Raw genomic sequence first — 16,271 nt, 5'->3', positions numbered from 1 at the left:
CAACCGGTCGTGAGTCGATGAGGAGAAGGTTGCCATGCGTATCAAGGCTGATTTCGACCTATGCGAGTCGAATGCGATCTGTGTCGGGATGGCACCAGACATCTTTGACCTGGATGACGACGACTACCTGGTGATTCTCAAAGACGAGGTGCCCGAAGGGCGCGAAGAGGAACTGCGCCAGGTGGTCGCCAACTGCCCCAAGTCGGCACTGTCGATCGACGAGGACTGAGGGACGCCGATTCGCGCATTCGTTTCCATCCGGGCGGGGATCATGCTAGAACAGGTTCTAGTTTTCAGCTCAGGGAGGAAATTCGGTGGGTCACACTCTCGAAGGACGCGTCGCCGTAGTCACCGGTGCCGGAGCGGGCCTCGGCCGCGCTGAGGCCATCGGCCTGGCCGCGGAGGGCGCGACGGTGATCGTCAACGATCTGCCGCGCGCACTCGACGACAGCGACGTGATCGAGCAGATCACCGCGACCGGCGGGACGGCGCATGCCCTTCCCGGTGATATCGGTGAATCCGCCACCGCAACCGCGATCATGACGACCGCCACCGAGAAACTCGGCGGCCTCGACATCGTGATGAACAACGCGGGCGTGGTGCGCGACAAGATGTTGTTCAACATGTCCGACGACGACTGGGACCTGGTCATCCGGGTCCACCTGCGTGGACATTTCCTGCTCAACCGCAACGCCGCCGCTCACTGGCGGGCCGCGTCCAAGCAGGCCGGCGGCCCGGTCTACGGCCGGCTTATCAACACGTCGTCGGAGGCCGGGTTGCTCGGTCCGGAGGGGCAGGCGAACTACGGCGCGGCGAAGGCGGGTATCACCGCCCTCACCCTCTCGGCGTCCCGCGCGCTACGGCGCTATGGGGTGCGCGCCAACGCGATCTGTCCGAGAGCGCGGACGGCGATGACCGCAGACGTCTTCGGGGAGGCGCCGGCCGACGGCGTCGATCCGCTGGACCCCGCCCACGTGGTGCGTCTGGTGACCTACCTCGCCGGGCCCGACGCCGACGACGTGACCGGACAGGTCTTCGTGGTCTACGGTCCTCAGGTGACGTTGATGGCCGCGCCTACGATCGACGAGGTGTTCACGGCTGACGGTGACGCGTGGCAGCCAGAGGATCTATCCAAAGTGCTGACCAGCTATTTCGCGAGTCGCGAACCGGGGCGGAGCTTCTCGGCCGCGTCGTTGGTCAACTGACCTAACCGGCAGGTATCTGCGTGATAGTTTCGCGGTGGTCCGACGGTGAGGAGTGCTGGTGCTAGGGAAGCTGGCAACGCCGCTCGGGGGGATCGGAGATTTCGTCGCACTCGGGGTCGACTCGGCCCGAGAGCTCTTCCATCGCCCCTTTCAGTGGCGTGAGACGGTGGAGCAGTCCTGGGCGATTGCCCGTGTCTCCATGGTGCCCACGCTGCTGGTCGCCATTCCGTTCACGGTCCTGGTGAGCTTCACCCTCAACATCCTGCTGCGCGAGATCGGCGCACAGGATCTCTCCGGTGCGGGCGCGGCCCTGGGCACCATCACCCAGATCGGTCCGATCGTCACCGTGCTGATCGTCGCCGGTGCCGGCGCGACCGCCATCTGCGCCGACCTCGGCGCCCGGACGATCCGCGAAGAGATCGACGCGATGAAGGTCCTCGGCATCAACCCGATCCATCGGCTGGTGGTACCGCGCATCATCGCCTCGACGGGGGTGGCGGTGCTGCTGAACAGCCTCGTCTGCACGATCGGCATCGGCGGTGGCTTCGTCTTCTCGGTGTATCTGCAGGACGTGAACCCCGGCGCGTTCATCGCCAACCTCACCCTGCTGACCGGCTTCGGTGAACTGATGATCTCGATGGTCAAGGCGGCCCTGTTCGGGCTCTTCGCCGGCATGGTGGGCTGCTATCAGGGGCTCAACGTCAAGGGCGGCGCCAAGGGCGTCGGCGACGCGGTGAATGAAACGGTGGTCTACTCCTTCATGGCGCTGTTCGTGGTCAACGTGGTGGTCACCGCGGTCGGTCTCAAGGCAACGGCGGGCTGAGCGATGGTTCTTCCGTTCACCACGCGCTTCCAAACGGCCCGCGTCGCGATCAAACGCGCGGGTGAGGACTGGGACCAGGTCGGCGACCAGGCGCTGTTCTACTGGGACAGCATCGTCGCGATCCCGCGCGCGCTCCGTCTGTACAAGAAGGAGACGCTGCGGCTGATCGCCGAGATCTCGATGGGTACCGGTGCGCTGGCGATGATCGGCGGCACCGTGGTGGTCGTCGGCTTCCTCACCCTGTTCACCGGCGGCACCATCGCCGTGCAGGGCTACAGCTCGCTGGCCAACATCGGTGTGGAGGCCCTCACCGGCTTCTTCTCGGCATTCATCAACGTGCGCATCGCGGTGCCGGTCATCTCGGGTATCGCGCTGGCCGCGACCATCGGCGCCGGTGCCACCGCGCAGCTCGGCGCGATGCGGGTCAGCGAGGAGATCGACGCGCTGGAGACAATGGCCATCTCCTCCATCCCCTACCTGGTCAGCACGCGTATCGTGGCCGGGCTGATTGCGATCATCCCGCTCTACGCGCTGGCCTCGCTGGCGTCCTTCCTGGCCAGCCGGTTCGCCACGGTCTTCATCTACGGGCAGTCACCCGGCGTCTACGACCACTACTTCGACACCTTCCTCATCCCCTCGGACATCCTGTGGTCGTTTGTGCAGGCGATCTGTATGGCGGTCGCGGTGATGCTGATCCACACCTACTACGGCTTCAACGCCTCGGGCGGCCCGGTCGGCGTGGGCGTCGCGGTCGGCAACGCGGTCCGGGCCTCGCTGGTGGTCGTCGTCGTCATCACTCTGCTCACCTCGCTCGCCATCTACGGCGCCGACGGCAAATTCAATCTGGCGGGGTAGGCGATGTCTCGGAGACAGGAGCGCACCCGGGCGGTGCGACGGACGGCAGCAGTGGTGATGGTCGGCCTGCTGCTGGCCCTGATCATCGGTGCGACAGCGCAGTTCCTGGGTTGGTTCAGCGGCACTCAGCAGGTGACCCTGGTGGCGCCGCGCGCCGGTCTCGTGATGAATCCCGACGCCAAGGTCAAGCTGCGGGGCGTCGAGGTCGGCCGGGTCCAGAAGATCAGTGAACGCGACGGTCATGCCGTGCTCACCCTCGACATCGACGACGCCTCGATGTCCAAGATCCCGGGCAACGTGACCGCGGACATCAAGTCCAACACCATCTTCGGTGCCAAGGCGGTCAGTCTGGACATCCCGCCGCAGGGTCCGCAGGGGCATCTGAGCGCCGGTGCCGAGATCACCGCCGACCGGGTGGTGGTGGAACTCAACACCGTCTACCAGCAGCTGGTCTCCGTGCTCGCCCAACTGCAGCCGGAGAAACTGAACGCGACGCTGGGTGCCATCAACACCGCACTGTCCGGCCAGGGTGCCCGCATCGGCGTCGCGCTCGATCAGCTCTCGGGTCTGCTGGGCAAGACCAATCCGCACCTGCCCGAGCTGAACCGGCTGTTCCGCGAGGGGGCCACCGTCACCAACGTGTACGCCGACTCGATGCCCGACCTGCTGCGGACCGTCGACAACTTCACCACCGTCGGCAACACGCTGGTGGACAAGTCCACCAACCTCGATGCGCTGCTGATCAACACCACCGGGATGGCGAACACCATCGACGGCGTGATCGCACCGACCAAGCGGACGCTCATCTCGGCGCTCACCGACATCGGGCCCGTCGCACAGTTGCTCGGCTACAACGCGCCCGGCATCAAATGCTTCATCACCTCCACCGCGTCGGCCGCGCAGGTCGCCGAACCCTACCTCGGCGGCAACAACGGCACCCTCATGCTCGACGCGAGCATCTTGCCCGGCAAGGACCCGTATCAGTACCCGTACGATCTGCCGCAGGTCCGCGCCTACGGACCCCCGACGTGTGAGGCAGGACTGGGTAATCCGTCGTCCACCGAACACGTCAAGTTCTATGTGAGCGACAACGCCAACTACCCGTACCAGCCGAGGACGACGCCGAAGGTGAACTCGCAGAAGCTCTTCCAGCTATTGTTCGGTGAGCCGCCCCGTGGATAACCGTGCCCGCGCGTTTCGCGCGACCCTGATCAAACTCGGCGCCTTCACCGTCGTCATGTTGTTGGTGTTCGCCGCCCTCGTCGTCGTGTTCAGCCGCTACCGGTCGGGCTCGTCGAACGACTACACCGCGGTGTTCACCAGTGCGTCGGCCATGAAGTCGGGCAGCAAGGTCAAGATCGCCGGCGTGGAGGTGGGCTCCGTCGACGGCGTCTCGCTCAACCGGGACAACGAGGCCGAGGTCGACTTCACCGTCGACCGCAAGTATCCGCTGCCGAAGTCGGTACGTGCGCTCATCCGTTACGAGAACCTGACCGGCGACCGCTATCTGGAACTCGAACGCGGCACCGGTGATGTCAGCGACACGCTCTCCGACGGTGGGCGCATCCCGATCGCCCAGACCGAACCGGCGCTCGATCTCGACAAACTCGTCGGCGGGTTCAAGCCGCTGTTCCGCACGCTGAACGCCGACGAGGCCAACGATCTCACCGCGTCGCTCATCAAGGTCTTCCAGGGCGACGGCCAGACCGCGGCGCTGACCGAATTGCTCAGCAACACAGCGCAGTTCACCAACGCGATCGCCGACCGCGATCAGCTGATCGGACAGGTCATCGATAATCTGAACGCCACCCTGGGCACCATCGACGGTGACCGCGCGGGCCTCGACAGCAGTGTGAACCTGCTGCAACAGCTCGTCAGCGGACTCGCCGAGCAGCGCGGGACCATCGGATCGGCCATCACCCAGACCTCCCGGGTCACCAACGGGCTGGCCGACCTGCTCAGTACCACCCGCTCGGATCTGAAACAGACGATCAGCGCGACCGGGACCACGTCGCAGAACCTGCTCAACGCCGAACCGTATATCCGCCAGCTCATCTCGCGGCTGCCCAACGACTATCTCAAGCTGTCCAACCTGGGTAGCTACGGTGGCTGGCTGCAGCTGTACTTCTGCCGGATCCGGCTGCTGCTGCCCGGACCCGGCGGACAGCAGGTGTTCTTCACCTCCAACGACGTGATGGGTAAGACCACGCGGGCCGGCGGGCGGTGTGCGTCATGAGCTTGCCGTTCGGAGGGCTGTTCGCCAGCCGCAGAAGCGGATCCGACGAGGCCGACGTGGCCCGTGAGGCCAAACGCGGCGGCCGTGGCCGGGTGCAGATCGGGGTCATAGGACTGGTCGTCACCGCGCTCGTGGTGATCACCGCGATGCAGATGGACAAGCTGCCCTACCTGTCGCCGATCAGCACCTACAGCGCCTACTTCGACGACGCCGGTGGATTGGTGAAGGGCGACATCGTCTCGGTGTCGGGGGTGAACGTCGGAACCGTCGAGAAGATCGCGCTCGCCGACACCGACCAGGGCACCAAGGTCCGGGTCGATTTCCGGATGGCCGACACCGTCGAGATCGGCGATCAGTCCCAGGCCGCGATCAAGACCGAGACCGTCCTCGGCCGGCGCAACCTGACGGTGATCCCGCATCCGGGCGGGCGGATCAAGCCCGGCGGCTCGATTCCGGTGTCGCAGACCATTTCTCCCTACTCGTTGCAGGACGCGCTGGAGGGGGCCACGTCGACGTTGTCGGAGACCGACACCGATCAGCTCAATGAGGCCCTGCAGACCCTGACGGTGACCTTCCAGTCCACGCCGACGCAGGTGCAGGGCGCCGTGAACGGCGTCGCCCGACTGTCCAAGACGGTTGCCGACCGCGACAACGCCTTGCGCGCGTTGCTGTCCAAGGCGAATCAGGTGAGCCGCGTGGTCGGGGACCGCAACCAGCAGATCAACCAACTCCTGCTCGATGCCAACACGCTCGTCGGCGAGGTGCAGGCGCGTAGATTTGCTCTGCAACAGCTGATCTCGGGCTTGCGGGACGTGACCACGCAGCTCAACGGCTTCATCGCCGAGAACAACGAGCAGCTCAAGCCGAGCCTGGAGAAACTCAACCGGCTGATGACGATCCTGTCCGACAAGGAACGTGACCTCAAGGCCACCATCGATCGTATGGGCCCCTACGCCAACGCACTCGGCGAGGCCGTCGCCTCGGGACCCAACTTCGACTCACTGGTCGGCGTCAGCACCTTCGGTGACTACACGGCCGCCTTCATGTCTGCGCTGCAGGGCAAGTACCCGCAGTTGTGGAAGGCGATCATGAACTCCGGATTCCCGTTGCTGCCCAACGCGTGGAGCGCCGCCCCACCGGCCGGATCGGACCCGCCACGCCCGCCCGCGCCCGCACCGACCTATCCGTCACCCACACCGAGTCCAGGAGGCTGACCATGACCATGGGACGTCGTCTCATCCTGGCCGGCCTGGCGGCGGTGCTCGCGGTTGCGCTGATCGTCGTGGGCTACACCGTGTTCACCCGCGCCACCACCAAGACCTTCACCGCCTACTTCGCTTCGGTCACCAGCCTCTACAAGGGCGACCCGGTACGGGTCCTCGGCGTCAACGTCGGCAAGGTCGACGAGATCACGCCCCGTCGCGGTGATGTGAAGGTGGTCCTGCAGGTCGACAAGAACGTTCCCATCCCGTCGGATGCGATGGCGGTGATCGTCGCGCAGAGCCTGGTGTCGGGGCGGTTCGTCCAGCTCACCCCGGTCTACTCCAAGGGCGGGGAGATGGCCGATGGCGCGACCATCCCGATGGAACGCACCGCCGTGCCGATGGAGTGGGACGACATCAAGAAGCAGCTGACGCGGCTGACCAAAGCGGTTGGCCCGCAGGCCGACAACGACGGTGCGGCCGTGGCGGCGATCAACACCTTCGACGCCAACCTGGCCGGCAACGGCGCCGCGATCAACAACTCGATCACCCAGATGTCCGATGTGCTCGGCACCCTGGCCGCCGGGCGCGGAGATCTGTTCGCGACCATCCAGAACCTCCAAAAGCTGACCGACGCACTCTCCCAGAGTCACGAGCAGCTGGTGCAGTTCAATGGCCGGATCGCCTCGGTGAGTTCGATTCTGGCGCAGAACACCACCGAACTGAACGACGCGTTGCACGGGGTGTCGGACGCCATGACGGAGGTTCGCACCTTCATCGAACGCAACGGCGCCGCGATCACCGAATCGAGTCAGCGGCTGGCCACGACCCTGCGGATCGTCGCCGACAAGGACGAACAACTGCGCGGACTGCTGCACTCGGCGCCCAGCCAGCTGGCCAACACCTACAACATCTACAACCCGCTGTCCGGGTCGTTGTCGGGTGTGTTCGGCCTCGGCATGGGCACCAACCTGATCACCCTGCTGTGCGGCACCATGGACGCCAACAATCGTCCCGGCTTCTCCGGCGCCGATGTCGATCACTGCGTTGACGTCCTCGCGCCGATCCTGTCCACGATCTCCATGAACTATCCGCCGTTCCTCGCCAATCCGGTGCAGGGCAAGAACGCCAACCGCGATCAGATCGTCTACCAGAACGCCGACGTGCGGGCCCGCGCACGCGGCAACCAGCAACGCATCGACGACGAGACCCGGCGCGACAACGGCAACACACCGCTGAAGAATCTCCTTGTCCCGTGGGAGGCCCAGCGATGAGATGGTGGGCAAGCCAAACCCGAAATAGTATGCGGCACAAGTGGTTCGCGTCGATCGCCGTCGCGGCGACGGTCCTGCTCGCCGGGTGTTCGTTCGACGGACCCAACTCGCTGCCCGTCCCGGGGGCCGAGGGAACCGGTGGGGGCTCCTACGAGATCACGGCGGTGATCCCGACGGCGGCCGGGCTGGTCAACAACGCACCCATCCTGATGGATGACGCGACCGTCGGCAGCATCGGCGACATCGAGGTCGAAGACTGGAATGCGCTGATCACCATGCGCCTCAACCGCGGCACCATGGTGCCGGAGGGATCGCATGTGATGGTCGGCATGACCAGTGCGCTGGGGTCGATGCATCTGCAGATCGTGCAACCCGAACATCCCAGCGGCACGATGATGCACGCCGGTGAGCGGATTCCGCTGACGAAGTGTCCCGAGCAGCAGAACATCGCCGCCCCGGATGCCCCGACGGTGCCGGACATCAATGCCGCGCAACAGGTTGCGTTGTGTACCTATCCGTCCACCGAACAGGTGCTGAGCTCGTTGTCGGTGGTGCTCAACGGCGGGGGACTGAGCCAGTTCGGTGACATCGTGCACGAGATGGATCAGGTTTTCTCCGGCCATCAGGACGCGATCAGGGCGCTCATCCCGCGGCTCAACACCCTCGTCGGCGACCTGAACACCCAGAAGGACAACATCATCCGGGCCACCGAGGGACTCGACCGGTTGTCGGCGACGATGAATCAGCAGTCGCCGACCATCGAGAAGGCGTTGAGTGACGGCCCGCGGATCCTGCAGTTGCTGGTCGATCAGCGTAAACACCTGACCGATTCGCTTGCCGCCGTGGACAAGGTGTCCCGGACCACCAACGACATCCTGACCGCCAACAGCGACGACATCCGCAGCTTCGTCCGCGGATTGCGGCCCGCACTCCAGCAGCTCGCGGCGACCGGACCGGCGCTGTCGCAGTCGCTCAACATCCTGCTCACATTCCCGTTCTACGAGCCCACCATCGGCAAGATCGTCAAGGGTGACTACGTCAACTCCGACCTCGTCCTCGACCTCACCTTCGCCCGGCTCAACAAGAGCATGTTCGCCAGCATCGGACTGACCGGACCCGAAGGCGTGCTGGGGCGTCGGGCCGGCGCTGCGGCCCGAGGACTCGATCCGTTCATCGGTCCGCTGCAGCTGGGCGGCGAACGGCCCAGGGACACCGACGAACCGGTACCCGCGCCGGGGATGCTGCCCGCGGGTGCGACCCGCACGCCGGCGCCGACGGTTCCGGGAGGCGAGAACTGATGAAGATCACCCGCTTCGTACGCATCCAGCTCATCATCTTCGCCATCGTCACGGTGATCGCCATGGTCGCGATGGCGATCTACTACATCCGCGTGCCGTCCATGTTCGGCGTGGGCAGCTACCGCGTCGAACTCAACCTGCCCAGCAGCGGCGGACTCTACGAGAACGCCAACGTGAGCTTCCGTGGCGTCAACGTGGGCAAGGTGAAGGCCGTCCGGCTCACCGACGAGGGAGTGCAGGCCGAACTCACCATCGACAACAGTGCCCAGATCCCCGAGTCCGCCAAGGCGTCGGTACGCAGCGTCTCGGCGATCGGCGAGCAGTTCGTCGAATTCACACCGCCGCCCGGCGGCGGGGAGGGTGCCACTCTGCACGACGGTTCGCAGGTCTCCAGTCGGGATGTGCCGGTAGAGATCTCGTCGATGCTCGATCAGGCCGATGCGCTCCTGCAAAAGGTCGGTGACACCAAGCTGCGCTCGCTGATGGATGAGGCGTTCACCGCGTTCAACGGCACCGGCGAAGCGCTGCAACGACTTCTGGACTCGATGGCGCTGTTCGTCGACGAGGCCAACAAGAACACCGACACCACCATCAGTCTCGTCGACCAGGGCGGTCAGCTGCTGGCGACACAGTCACGCACCGCCGACGACATTCGTGCCTGGACCCGGGACGTCACCGCCTTCACCGACCAGTTGCGGGCTAATAGACCGGAGATCACCGACATCCTCGACAAGGGTCCGACGACGGTGTCCGACAGCGAGCAACTGTTCGCCTCGATGAACGAGTCGTGGCCGATGCTGGTCTCCAACCTCGGGGTGGTCGCGAAGACGCAGGCGGTGTATCTGCCCAACATGCGCCAGATCTTGGTCATCTATCCGCGCCTGATCGCCGCGCTGATCACCGCATTGAACTCGGGCAGTGTCCGCTACGGACCCAACGTCAACTTCTCGCTCGGCTTCCAGGACCGTCCGCCGTGCAACATCGGCTTCCTGCCGGCCGATCAGTGGCGCTTCCCGTCGGCGCAGAACGCCCGTGAACTGCCACCAGGCATGCTGTGCCGGGTGCCGCAGAACTCCAACATGGCCGTCCGCGGTGCCCGCAACTACCCGTGTGTGGAGTTCCCCGGACGTCGTGCCCCGACGCCTGCCGAGTGCCGGACCGGGTACAAGCCGTTACCCGGCTCCGTCGACCCGTTCCAGCACGGGCTGCCGTTCGGCCTCAAATGGGAGGCACAGCGCTCGGGTAACGTGACGCCGGGTACCCCGTCGAGCTACAGCCCGGAGCCCGCGGTGTACGCGACCACATACGATCCGGTTTCCGGCGACTTCATCGGTCCCGACGGCAAGACCTACAACGCCGGCACCGGGACCAAATCGCAAGGACAAGGTGGTTCATGGCAGTCCCTGATCACCGGGACGGTGGGCAAATGACCCCGAAGACCGACGAGAATCCGACCGCTGAGAACCCGACCGCTGAGAACCCGACCGCTGAGAACCCGACCGCTGAGAACCCGACCGCTGATGACTCGGCTGCCGAGAATCCGGCCGCATCGCGGGGCTCGCGTGCCCGGACCCGGCCGGTGCGCACCGCACCGATGCGGCGTGGCGGCCGTGCGGTCGGCAAGCCGGTACGTCGACCCTCCCCGGCGTCGTCGGCCCCGACCCAGAGCGACCCGGCCGAGAGCGAGACCGATCAACCCGCCTCCGGCACCGGGGTTCCCGACAGCGGCGACGAGGAGTGGACCGGCGTCGACGACGCGGCGCTCCCCGCGCAGGATGGGCCGACGACGGTGGTCCTGACCAAGACCCCGGCGAATCCCGCACACGAATCCGGCGTCGAGGCGACCACGACGATCGAACCCGACCCCGCCGACGTCGAACGGACGATCAGCTACCGGGAGCGTCGTCGGGCCCGGGTGGCCACCGGCGACGTCCCCCGCAGCCGACGGGTGCGCTACCGCGGATCGTCGGGACGCTCCACCCGCCGGATCGCGCTGGCCGTCGTCGCCGTCATCGCGACCATCGCGTTCGCGGTCGCCGCGGCGGTCTTCGCGATCGGGATCAACCGGCAGCAGGACCTCGACGAACTGCGCAGTGAGTACTCGTCGTTCGCGTCGCAGTTCATCGTGAACATGACCAGCATGAACCCGTCCAACGTCGACCAGGTGCTCAAGACCGTGCAGGAGGACACCAGCGGTCGCGTCAAACAGCAGCTGCAGGATTCCACGCAGCAGGCGGTCGGACTGGTCCGCGACACCAACGTCGAGACCAAGACGTCGATCCTGTCCGAGGCCGTGACGAAGGCCGAACCCGACGAGGGCTCGGTGATCATGGTGTTCGGCTGGGAGCAGCGATCGCTGGACGGGAAGATCCCGACGCAGGTGCAGACCTTCCGCTGGCGGGTGGACATGACCCGGATCAACGGTGACCTCAAGGTCACGAACTTCGAGTGGGTGGCGTGATGGGCGGCCGTGACGGCACGACGCGCCGGTCGATGGGCCCGGTGCTGATCGGGTCGGTGCTGGTGGTGCTGTTGCTCGGGTCCGCGGTCGCGGCCGGGTTCCTCGGCTACCGCTACTGGGATGGCCGGGCGACGGAATCGGCGCGCGAGTCGTCACTCGCGGCGGCCAAGGAGTACGCGGTCGACATGTTCGGCTACAACGCGAAGAACGTGAGCGACCACATCGACCGGTCGATGAACATCCTGACCGGGGCGGCGAAGCCGGAGTACGACAAGACCGTCACCGATGCGAGTCTCGCCGCCGAGGTACGCAAGCAGGACATCGTCTCCGAGGTCACGATCCAGGACGCCGGCGTGGTCACCAACACGCGCGACACGGCAACGGTGCTGCTGTTCATCAATCAGTCCGTCACCCGCAACGGGAACAAGGAAATGGTCAGCATCAACCCGAGCCGCCTGACCTACAGCATGGAGCGGTCGGGGGACCGCTGGCTCGTCAATGGGATCGACGTGATCACCGACGAGTCGTTCCGCAGCAAGATCGACGTCGGCGGCAGTGTGCCACCGGGCGCGAAACCTGTTCCCGGCCTGCCCACCTCGCAGTCACCGACCGGTTCGGTACCGCCGGCGCTACCCGCACCGCAGACCGGCGCTCCCGTCCCGACCCCGTGACCACGTGCCGTTGACCGTGCGCCCGAAGTCGTTGATCGTGCGTCCCGGATCGTCCGGTGGGAAACCCGGTGCAGAAAATCCGTTGCCCGTCTCTGGACACCCGGCGTAGGTTCGCAGGTACACAAGGAAGGAGGTGGTCTGAAGTTGATTGACATACGGACACGTGAGGTGACCATCCGTTAGACGCTGACCGTGTGGCATTCGTGTCGCACCGTGGTGGACACACCCGGCGCCTGCGAATACCCGATGGTCACCCGACCCCCGCACCCCGACCCGTCCGGTCGGCCGGGCCCCATCCGGGGCGGTGCGGGGGTCGTTCCATGTCGGGGCCCGGTAATCCCGGTCTGCGATTGCGGTCTGCGATCCCAGTCGGTGTTCGGGTGGTCCGAGGGTGCGGTTCGCGTAGTGCACTACTCGTGAGTTCGGCGTCGAAGACGAGTGAAATCGTGTACATCAGCCGCTTCGACAGAGGAGACAGCGATGAGTACCCCAGCGACACAGCGGGCCACCGTTCACCGGCCGGTGTCGTGGATCGGGCGGACGGAGCCGGCCGTCGACGTCGTCGCGCCCGCGACCGCCGAACTCGACTTGCCGCAGAGTTCCTGCGCACCAGCAGATTTCGAGGACATCGATCCCGGTGGCAGGTACTGGCGCCCGGGGCATGCGGACTTCGGGAGTCGTCGCACACCGGACTTCACCTTCGGCGACCCGCACGCAGCGGGCATCTTCCACAGCGTCGACGACGGTGCGGCGACGATCCATAACCGCGGCGACGAGGTGGTGGCGCTACTGACGCTCGGGACCGAGGTCCCGCTGGGTCTGGAGATCCTCGCCCCGGGTACCTCGGCGCAACTGCCGGCCGTCGACCTGCTCTGCTACGTTCAGGGCGCCCGAGTTCACGGCTCGCCCAGGGTGTTCGGTGTGGTGTGGATGTCCGACGGCCGGTCGATGCCGAGCACGCTGCCGGTGCCGACCCGCCGCGAGTTTCTCGATCAGCACTACCTGACACCGTGGAGTGCGGACTGGAACGGCGGGTACACCCATCAGGATCACCGCGATGCCGACGCCGACGGTCTGTCCTTCCAGTACCGCACCGGCGGATCGTCGATCACCATGCGCAACACCGGAACCGAGTGGATGGCCGTGCTGCACAAGGATGGTCACACGCGTTCGGTGACCGAGCTCGCGCCGGGATCGCAGGTGAGCTTCCCGGTGTCGGTCACCGCCAACACCGGCCAGGTGTTCTCGGTGGTGGGCCGGCGCGAGGGCGGTTCCCCCGGCCGCGCGCCGTACCGATCGGCGTCGGGCACGATCCATCCCGGCTGGCCCGGGCGTCCGGGAACGGCCACCCACTACGGTTCGGTGGTGATCATGCTGGGCACCGTGGTCTACAGCGCGCTGCCGAAGCGCAATCTGTACCTTGCATGGTCGGACCGGCGGCGGTTGCGCGTCGGTTGCCGACGCCGCGCGTGAGCGTGCCCGATACTCAGCCCACGTGGCGGCGCAGCTTGGCCGACAGGCGTGGGACGAGCTCACCGTCGGGGTCGACGCGCTCCTCGACGTAGGCGAAGTCCCCGTCCTCGACGAGGCCGTACAGCCGTTTGGCACCGCCGGCGTGGCGTCCGGTCTCGCTGCGGATGACGACATCGGTGGTCAGGTTCCACGACGTCTGGTTGAGCGGGCGGCCGTAGAAGAGCTCGATCCAGCCCTCGGCATGGGCGAGGAGGAATTCGATGCTGTCGTCTTCGGTGATCCGCCAGAAACCGGTCTCGCGCAGATCCGGGCGGACGAAGTTGGCGTCGTCGTCGATCACCCAGGACCGTGATTCCCAGCTGAGGAAATTCTGACCGTCGTGGCTGACGACGATCTGCTGCGCGAAGTGATAGTCCTCACCGGTGTGTGGATTGTGGCCCTCACCCTCGCCGCGCCAGACACCGACCATCGGCAACAGCGCCAGGAGACCGGGATGGAGATCAGCGCCCAGCCGGAGGTTGGCGGTGTCGGCCGGAAGGGGCAGGTCTTCCCAGGTGGGGACGTTGCGTTCGCGGCTGCCGGACTCGGCGGCGCGGGCGTCGGCCTGATTGATCGCCTCATCGCCGGACCGTCGGGGTCCGGTCACGTCAGGGTCGCTGCCACCGGCTTCGGAGCCGGGGTCGCCGCTCACGACTCGTCGGTGACCAGTCGGTAGAGCACGTACACGGCGAACCAGGTGATCAGCACCGCCGCCAGCACCAGGAGAATTTCGAAGAAGAGCACCACGTGGACGATTCTACCGCCGGCCGTCGACCCTTCGCGCATCGGCCTCCGCCGCATGGTCCTGGTCTCTTCGCTCGGTCCTGGCCCCGGCGCTGCCTGCTGAGCGATGATGGGCGGATGGCTGAGTCATCGCGCATCGTGTCGGCGTCACGGCGGATCGCCGCACCTGCAGAGTCCGTCTTCGAGCTGATCGCCGATCCGGCACGGCAGCCCGAATGGGACGGCAACGACAACCTCGCGCACGCCGACGACGGCCAGCGGATCACCGGCACCGGGCAGGTGTTCTCGATGCGACTGACCAAGAAGGGTGCGATCCGGGAGAACCACGTCGTCGAATTCGCCGAGGGCCGCCTCATCGCCTGGCGTCCGGCCGAACCCGGACGTGAGCCCGTGGGACACCTGTGGCGTTGGGAGCTCGAGCCCGACGGCGATGGAACCGTGGTCGTCCACACCTACGACTGGACCGATCTGCACGATCCGTCGCGGCTCGAACGCGCGCGGGCAACCACGGCCGAGAAACTTGCCGCATCCATCGAGCGGCTGGCCGCGATCGCGGAGCGCGGCTGAACCGACGGCCGGTGCACGATCAACGAAATCCGGTGCACGATCGACGAAACCGGGCCCACGGTGAACGTGTTCGGGGGGACGATCGACGACGAGGGCCCGGTCACCTTGCGGTGACCGGGCCCTGTTGTCGTGACGACTACTTGCTGACGGTGATGTCGTGCTCGTGCACGCCCGGGCCGTCGGGGTTGATCGTCTTCTCGCCGTTGCCGACCGAGCTGAGCGCACGCAGCGTCCAGGTGCCCGGTGCGGCGAAGAACCGGAAGTCGCCGGTGGGACTCGCGACGACCTCGGCGGTGAACTCGCCGGTCGAGTCGAGCAGACGCACGAAGGCGCCGGCCACGGGGTTACCCGAGCCGTCGGTGACCTGTCCGGTCAGGACGGTCTCCTTCTCCACGTCGACGCCCGCAGGCAGCTTCTGTCCCTGTTTGGGTGCAGCACACATAGTGAATTACTTTCCTTCTCCGAGTTCGATCGGGACACCGATCAGCGAGCCGTATTCGGTCCAGCTGCCGTCGTAGTTCTTGACGTTCTGCTGGCCGAGCAATTCCTTGAGCACGAACCAGGTGTGGCTCGAGCGCTCACCGATGCGGCAGTAGGCGATGGTGTCCTTGGACCCGTCGAGGCCGGCCTCGGTGTAGAGCTCCTTGAGCTCCTCGTCGCTCTTGAAGGTGCCGTCCTCGTTGGCGGCCTTGCTCCACGGCACGTTGATGGCGCCGGGGATGTGGCCGGGACGCTGGCTCTGCTCCTGCGGAAGGTGCGCCGGCGCGAGGATCTTGCCGGAGAACTCGTCAGGGCTGCGCACGTCGACGAGGTTCTTGACGCCGATGTCGGCGACGACCTCGTCGCGGAATGCGCGGATGGTGTTGTCGGGCTCGCCCGCCTTGTAGCTGGTGGCCGGGCGGCTGACCGCGTCGGTGGACAGCGGACGTCCGTCGAGCTCCCACTTCTTGCGGCCACCGTCGAGCAGCTTGACGTCGTTGTGGCCGTACAGCTTGAAGTACCAGTACGCGTAGGCCGCGAACCAGTTGTTGTTGCCGCCGTAGAGAACAACGGTGTCGTCGTTGGCGATGCCGCGCTCGGAGAGCAGCTTGGAGAACTGCTCGGCGTCGACGAAGTCGCGTCGGACCGGATCCTGCAGGTCGGTCTTCCAGTCGAGCTTGACGGCGCCGGCGATGTGGCCGCCGTCGTAGGCGCTGGTGTCTTCGTCGACCTCGACGAAGACGACGCCATCGGTGTTGAGGTTCTGCTCAGCCCAATCGGCGCTGACCAGGACGTCGGAACGTGCCATGGTGGGGTCCTTCCCAGATGTGTGGATGGGGTGAATCGTTGGTGGATGAGGATGAGGAGATCTCGCCTCGGGGGAAGATGAACGACGCGATGTCGGCACACAGTCGTCAGACGCAGAGGGTCTCAGACGTGTGAT

17 protein-coding genes are annotated in these 16,271 nt (G+C 66.0%); 14 read left to right on the top strand and 3 right to left on the bottom strand.

Translation table 11 applies throughout. The features are described 5' to 3' along the window. Positions 1 to 34 precede the first annotated feature (34 nt). The 13 genes from GBRO_RS19650 (at position 35) to GBRO_RS19585 (ending at position 13,498) form a co-directional block, all read left to right on the top strand. The gene (locus tag GBRO_RS19650; protein WP_012835631.1) at positions 35 to 229 is read left to right on the top strand and encodes a ferredoxin; all 195 of its coding nucleotides are present in this window, start codon (positions 35 to 37) and stop codon (positions 227 to 229) included. 85 nt (positions 230 to 314) lie between these two features. Then, complete coding sequence (locus tag GBRO_RS19645; protein WP_012835630.1) at positions 315 to 1,205, top strand: 3-oxoacyl-ACP reductase; 891 nt, start codon at positions 315 to 317, stop codon at positions 1,203 to 1,205. A gap of 58 nt (positions 1,206 to 1,263) precedes the next feature. Beyond that, complete coding sequence (locus GBRO_RS19640; protein WP_012835629.1) at positions 1,264 to 2,028, top strand: MlaE family ABC transporter permease; 765 nt, start codon at positions 1,264 to 1,266, stop codon at positions 2,026 to 2,028. Between the two features lie 3 nt (positions 2,029 to 2,031). Next, entirely contained in the window at positions 2,032 to 2,883 is an 852-nt protein-coding gene (locus tag GBRO_RS19635; RefSeq protein ID WP_012835628.1) for an MlaE family ABC transporter permease, read from the top strand. A 57-nt stretch (positions 2,884 to 2,940) separates the two neighbouring features. Next, on the top strand, positions 2,941 to 4,065 hold the full coding sequence (locus GBRO_RS19630; protein ID WP_041920715.1) for an MCE family protein: 1,125 nt from the start codon (positions 2,941 to 2,943) through the stop codon (positions 4,063 to 4,065). After that, the gene (locus GBRO_RS19625; RefSeq protein WP_012835626.1) at positions 4,058 to 5,119 is read left to right on the top strand and encodes an MCE family protein; all 1,062 of its coding nucleotides are present in this window, start codon (positions 4,058 to 4,060) and stop codon (positions 5,117 to 5,119) included. The genes GBRO_RS19630 and GBRO_RS19625 overlap by 8 nt, the downstream gene beginning before the upstream one ends. Next, positions 5,116 to 6,333, top strand: a complete 1,218-nt coding sequence (locus GBRO_RS19620; RefSeq protein WP_012835625.1) for an MCE family protein — start codon at positions 5,116 to 5,118, stop codon at positions 6,331 to 6,333. The genes GBRO_RS19625 and GBRO_RS19620 overlap by 4 nt, the downstream gene beginning before the upstream one ends. A 2-nt stretch (positions 6,334 to 6,335) precedes the next feature. Further along, entirely contained in the window at positions 6,336 to 7,595 is a 1,260-nt protein-coding gene (locus GBRO_RS19615; protein ID WP_012835624.1) for an MCE family protein, read from the top strand. 29 nt (positions 7,596 to 7,624) lie between these two features. After that, complete coding sequence (locus tag GBRO_RS19610) at positions 7,625 to 8,893, top strand: MCE family protein (protein WP_041919990.1); 1,269 nt, start codon at positions 7,625 to 7,627, stop codon at positions 8,891 to 8,893. Next, complete coding sequence (locus GBRO_RS19605; protein ID WP_012835622.1) at positions 8,893 to 10,323, top strand: MCE family protein; 1,431 nt, start codon at positions 8,893 to 8,895, stop codon at positions 10,321 to 10,323. The genes GBRO_RS19610 and GBRO_RS19605 overlap by 1 nt, the downstream gene beginning before the upstream one ends. Further along, positions 10,320 to 11,354: a hypothetical protein gene (locus GBRO_RS19600; RefSeq protein ID WP_012835621.1), complete on the top strand. Its 1,035-nt coding sequence runs from the start codon at positions 10,320 to 10,322 to the stop codon at positions 11,352 to 11,354. The genes GBRO_RS19605 and GBRO_RS19600 overlap by 4 nt, the downstream gene beginning before the upstream one ends. Next, complete coding sequence (locus GBRO_RS19595; RefSeq protein ID WP_012835620.1) at positions 11,354 to 12,025, top strand: hypothetical protein; 672 nt, start codon at positions 11,354 to 11,356, stop codon at positions 12,023 to 12,025. Before GBRO_RS19600 ends, GBRO_RS19595 begins: the two co-directional genes overlap by 1 nt. Positions 12,026 to 12,505: 480 nt before the next feature. Next, entirely contained in the window at positions 12,506 to 13,498 is a 993-nt protein-coding gene (locus GBRO_RS19585) for a hypothetical protein (RefSeq protein ID WP_012835619.1), read from the top strand. A 13-nt stretch (positions 13,499 to 13,511) separates the two neighbouring features. Here GBRO_RS19585 and GBRO_RS19580 read toward each other — a convergent pair whose 3' ends face one another. Beyond that, positions 13,512 to 14,189, bottom strand: a complete 678-nt coding sequence (locus GBRO_RS19580; protein ID WP_012835618.1) for an FABP family protein — start codon at positions 14,187 to 14,189, stop codon at positions 13,512 to 13,514. Between the two features lie 209 nt (positions 14,190 to 14,398). Between GBRO_RS19580 and GBRO_RS19570 the strand changes: the two genes are divergently transcribed. After that, positions 14,399 to 14,848: an SRPBCC family protein gene (locus GBRO_RS19570; protein WP_012835616.1), complete on the top strand. Its 450-nt coding sequence runs from the start codon at positions 14,399 to 14,401 to the stop codon at positions 14,846 to 14,848. Positions 14,849 to 14,984: 136 nt separating this feature from the next. Here the strand turns inward: GBRO_RS19570 and GBRO_RS19565 are convergent, their stop codons facing one another. Together GBRO_RS19565 and GBRO_RS19560 are read right to left on the bottom strand one after the other, a co-directional pair. After that, complete coding sequence (locus GBRO_RS19565; RefSeq protein ID WP_012835615.1) at positions 14,985 to 15,290, bottom strand: DUF1416 domain-containing protein; 306 nt, start codon at positions 15,288 to 15,290, stop codon at positions 14,985 to 14,987. A 6-nt stretch (positions 15,291 to 15,296) separates the two neighbouring features. Beyond that, positions 15,297 to 16,136 (bottom strand): sulfurtransferase, encoded by an 840-nt coding sequence (locus GBRO_RS19560; RefSeq protein WP_012835614.1) that lies wholly within the window; start codon positions 16,134 to 16,136, stop codon positions 15,297 to 15,299. Positions 16,137 to 16,271 lie beyond the last annotated feature (135 nt).

It is taken from the genome of Gordonia bronchialis DSM 43247, from assembly GCF_000024785.1.
GTDB classification, from domain to species: domain Bacteria; phylum Actinomycetota; class Actinomycetes; order Mycobacteriales; family Mycobacteriaceae; genus Gordonia; species Gordonia bronchialis.
The sequence above is the reverse complement of the archived record's forward strand: the minus strand, read 5'-3'. Positions and strand labels throughout refer to the sequence as shown.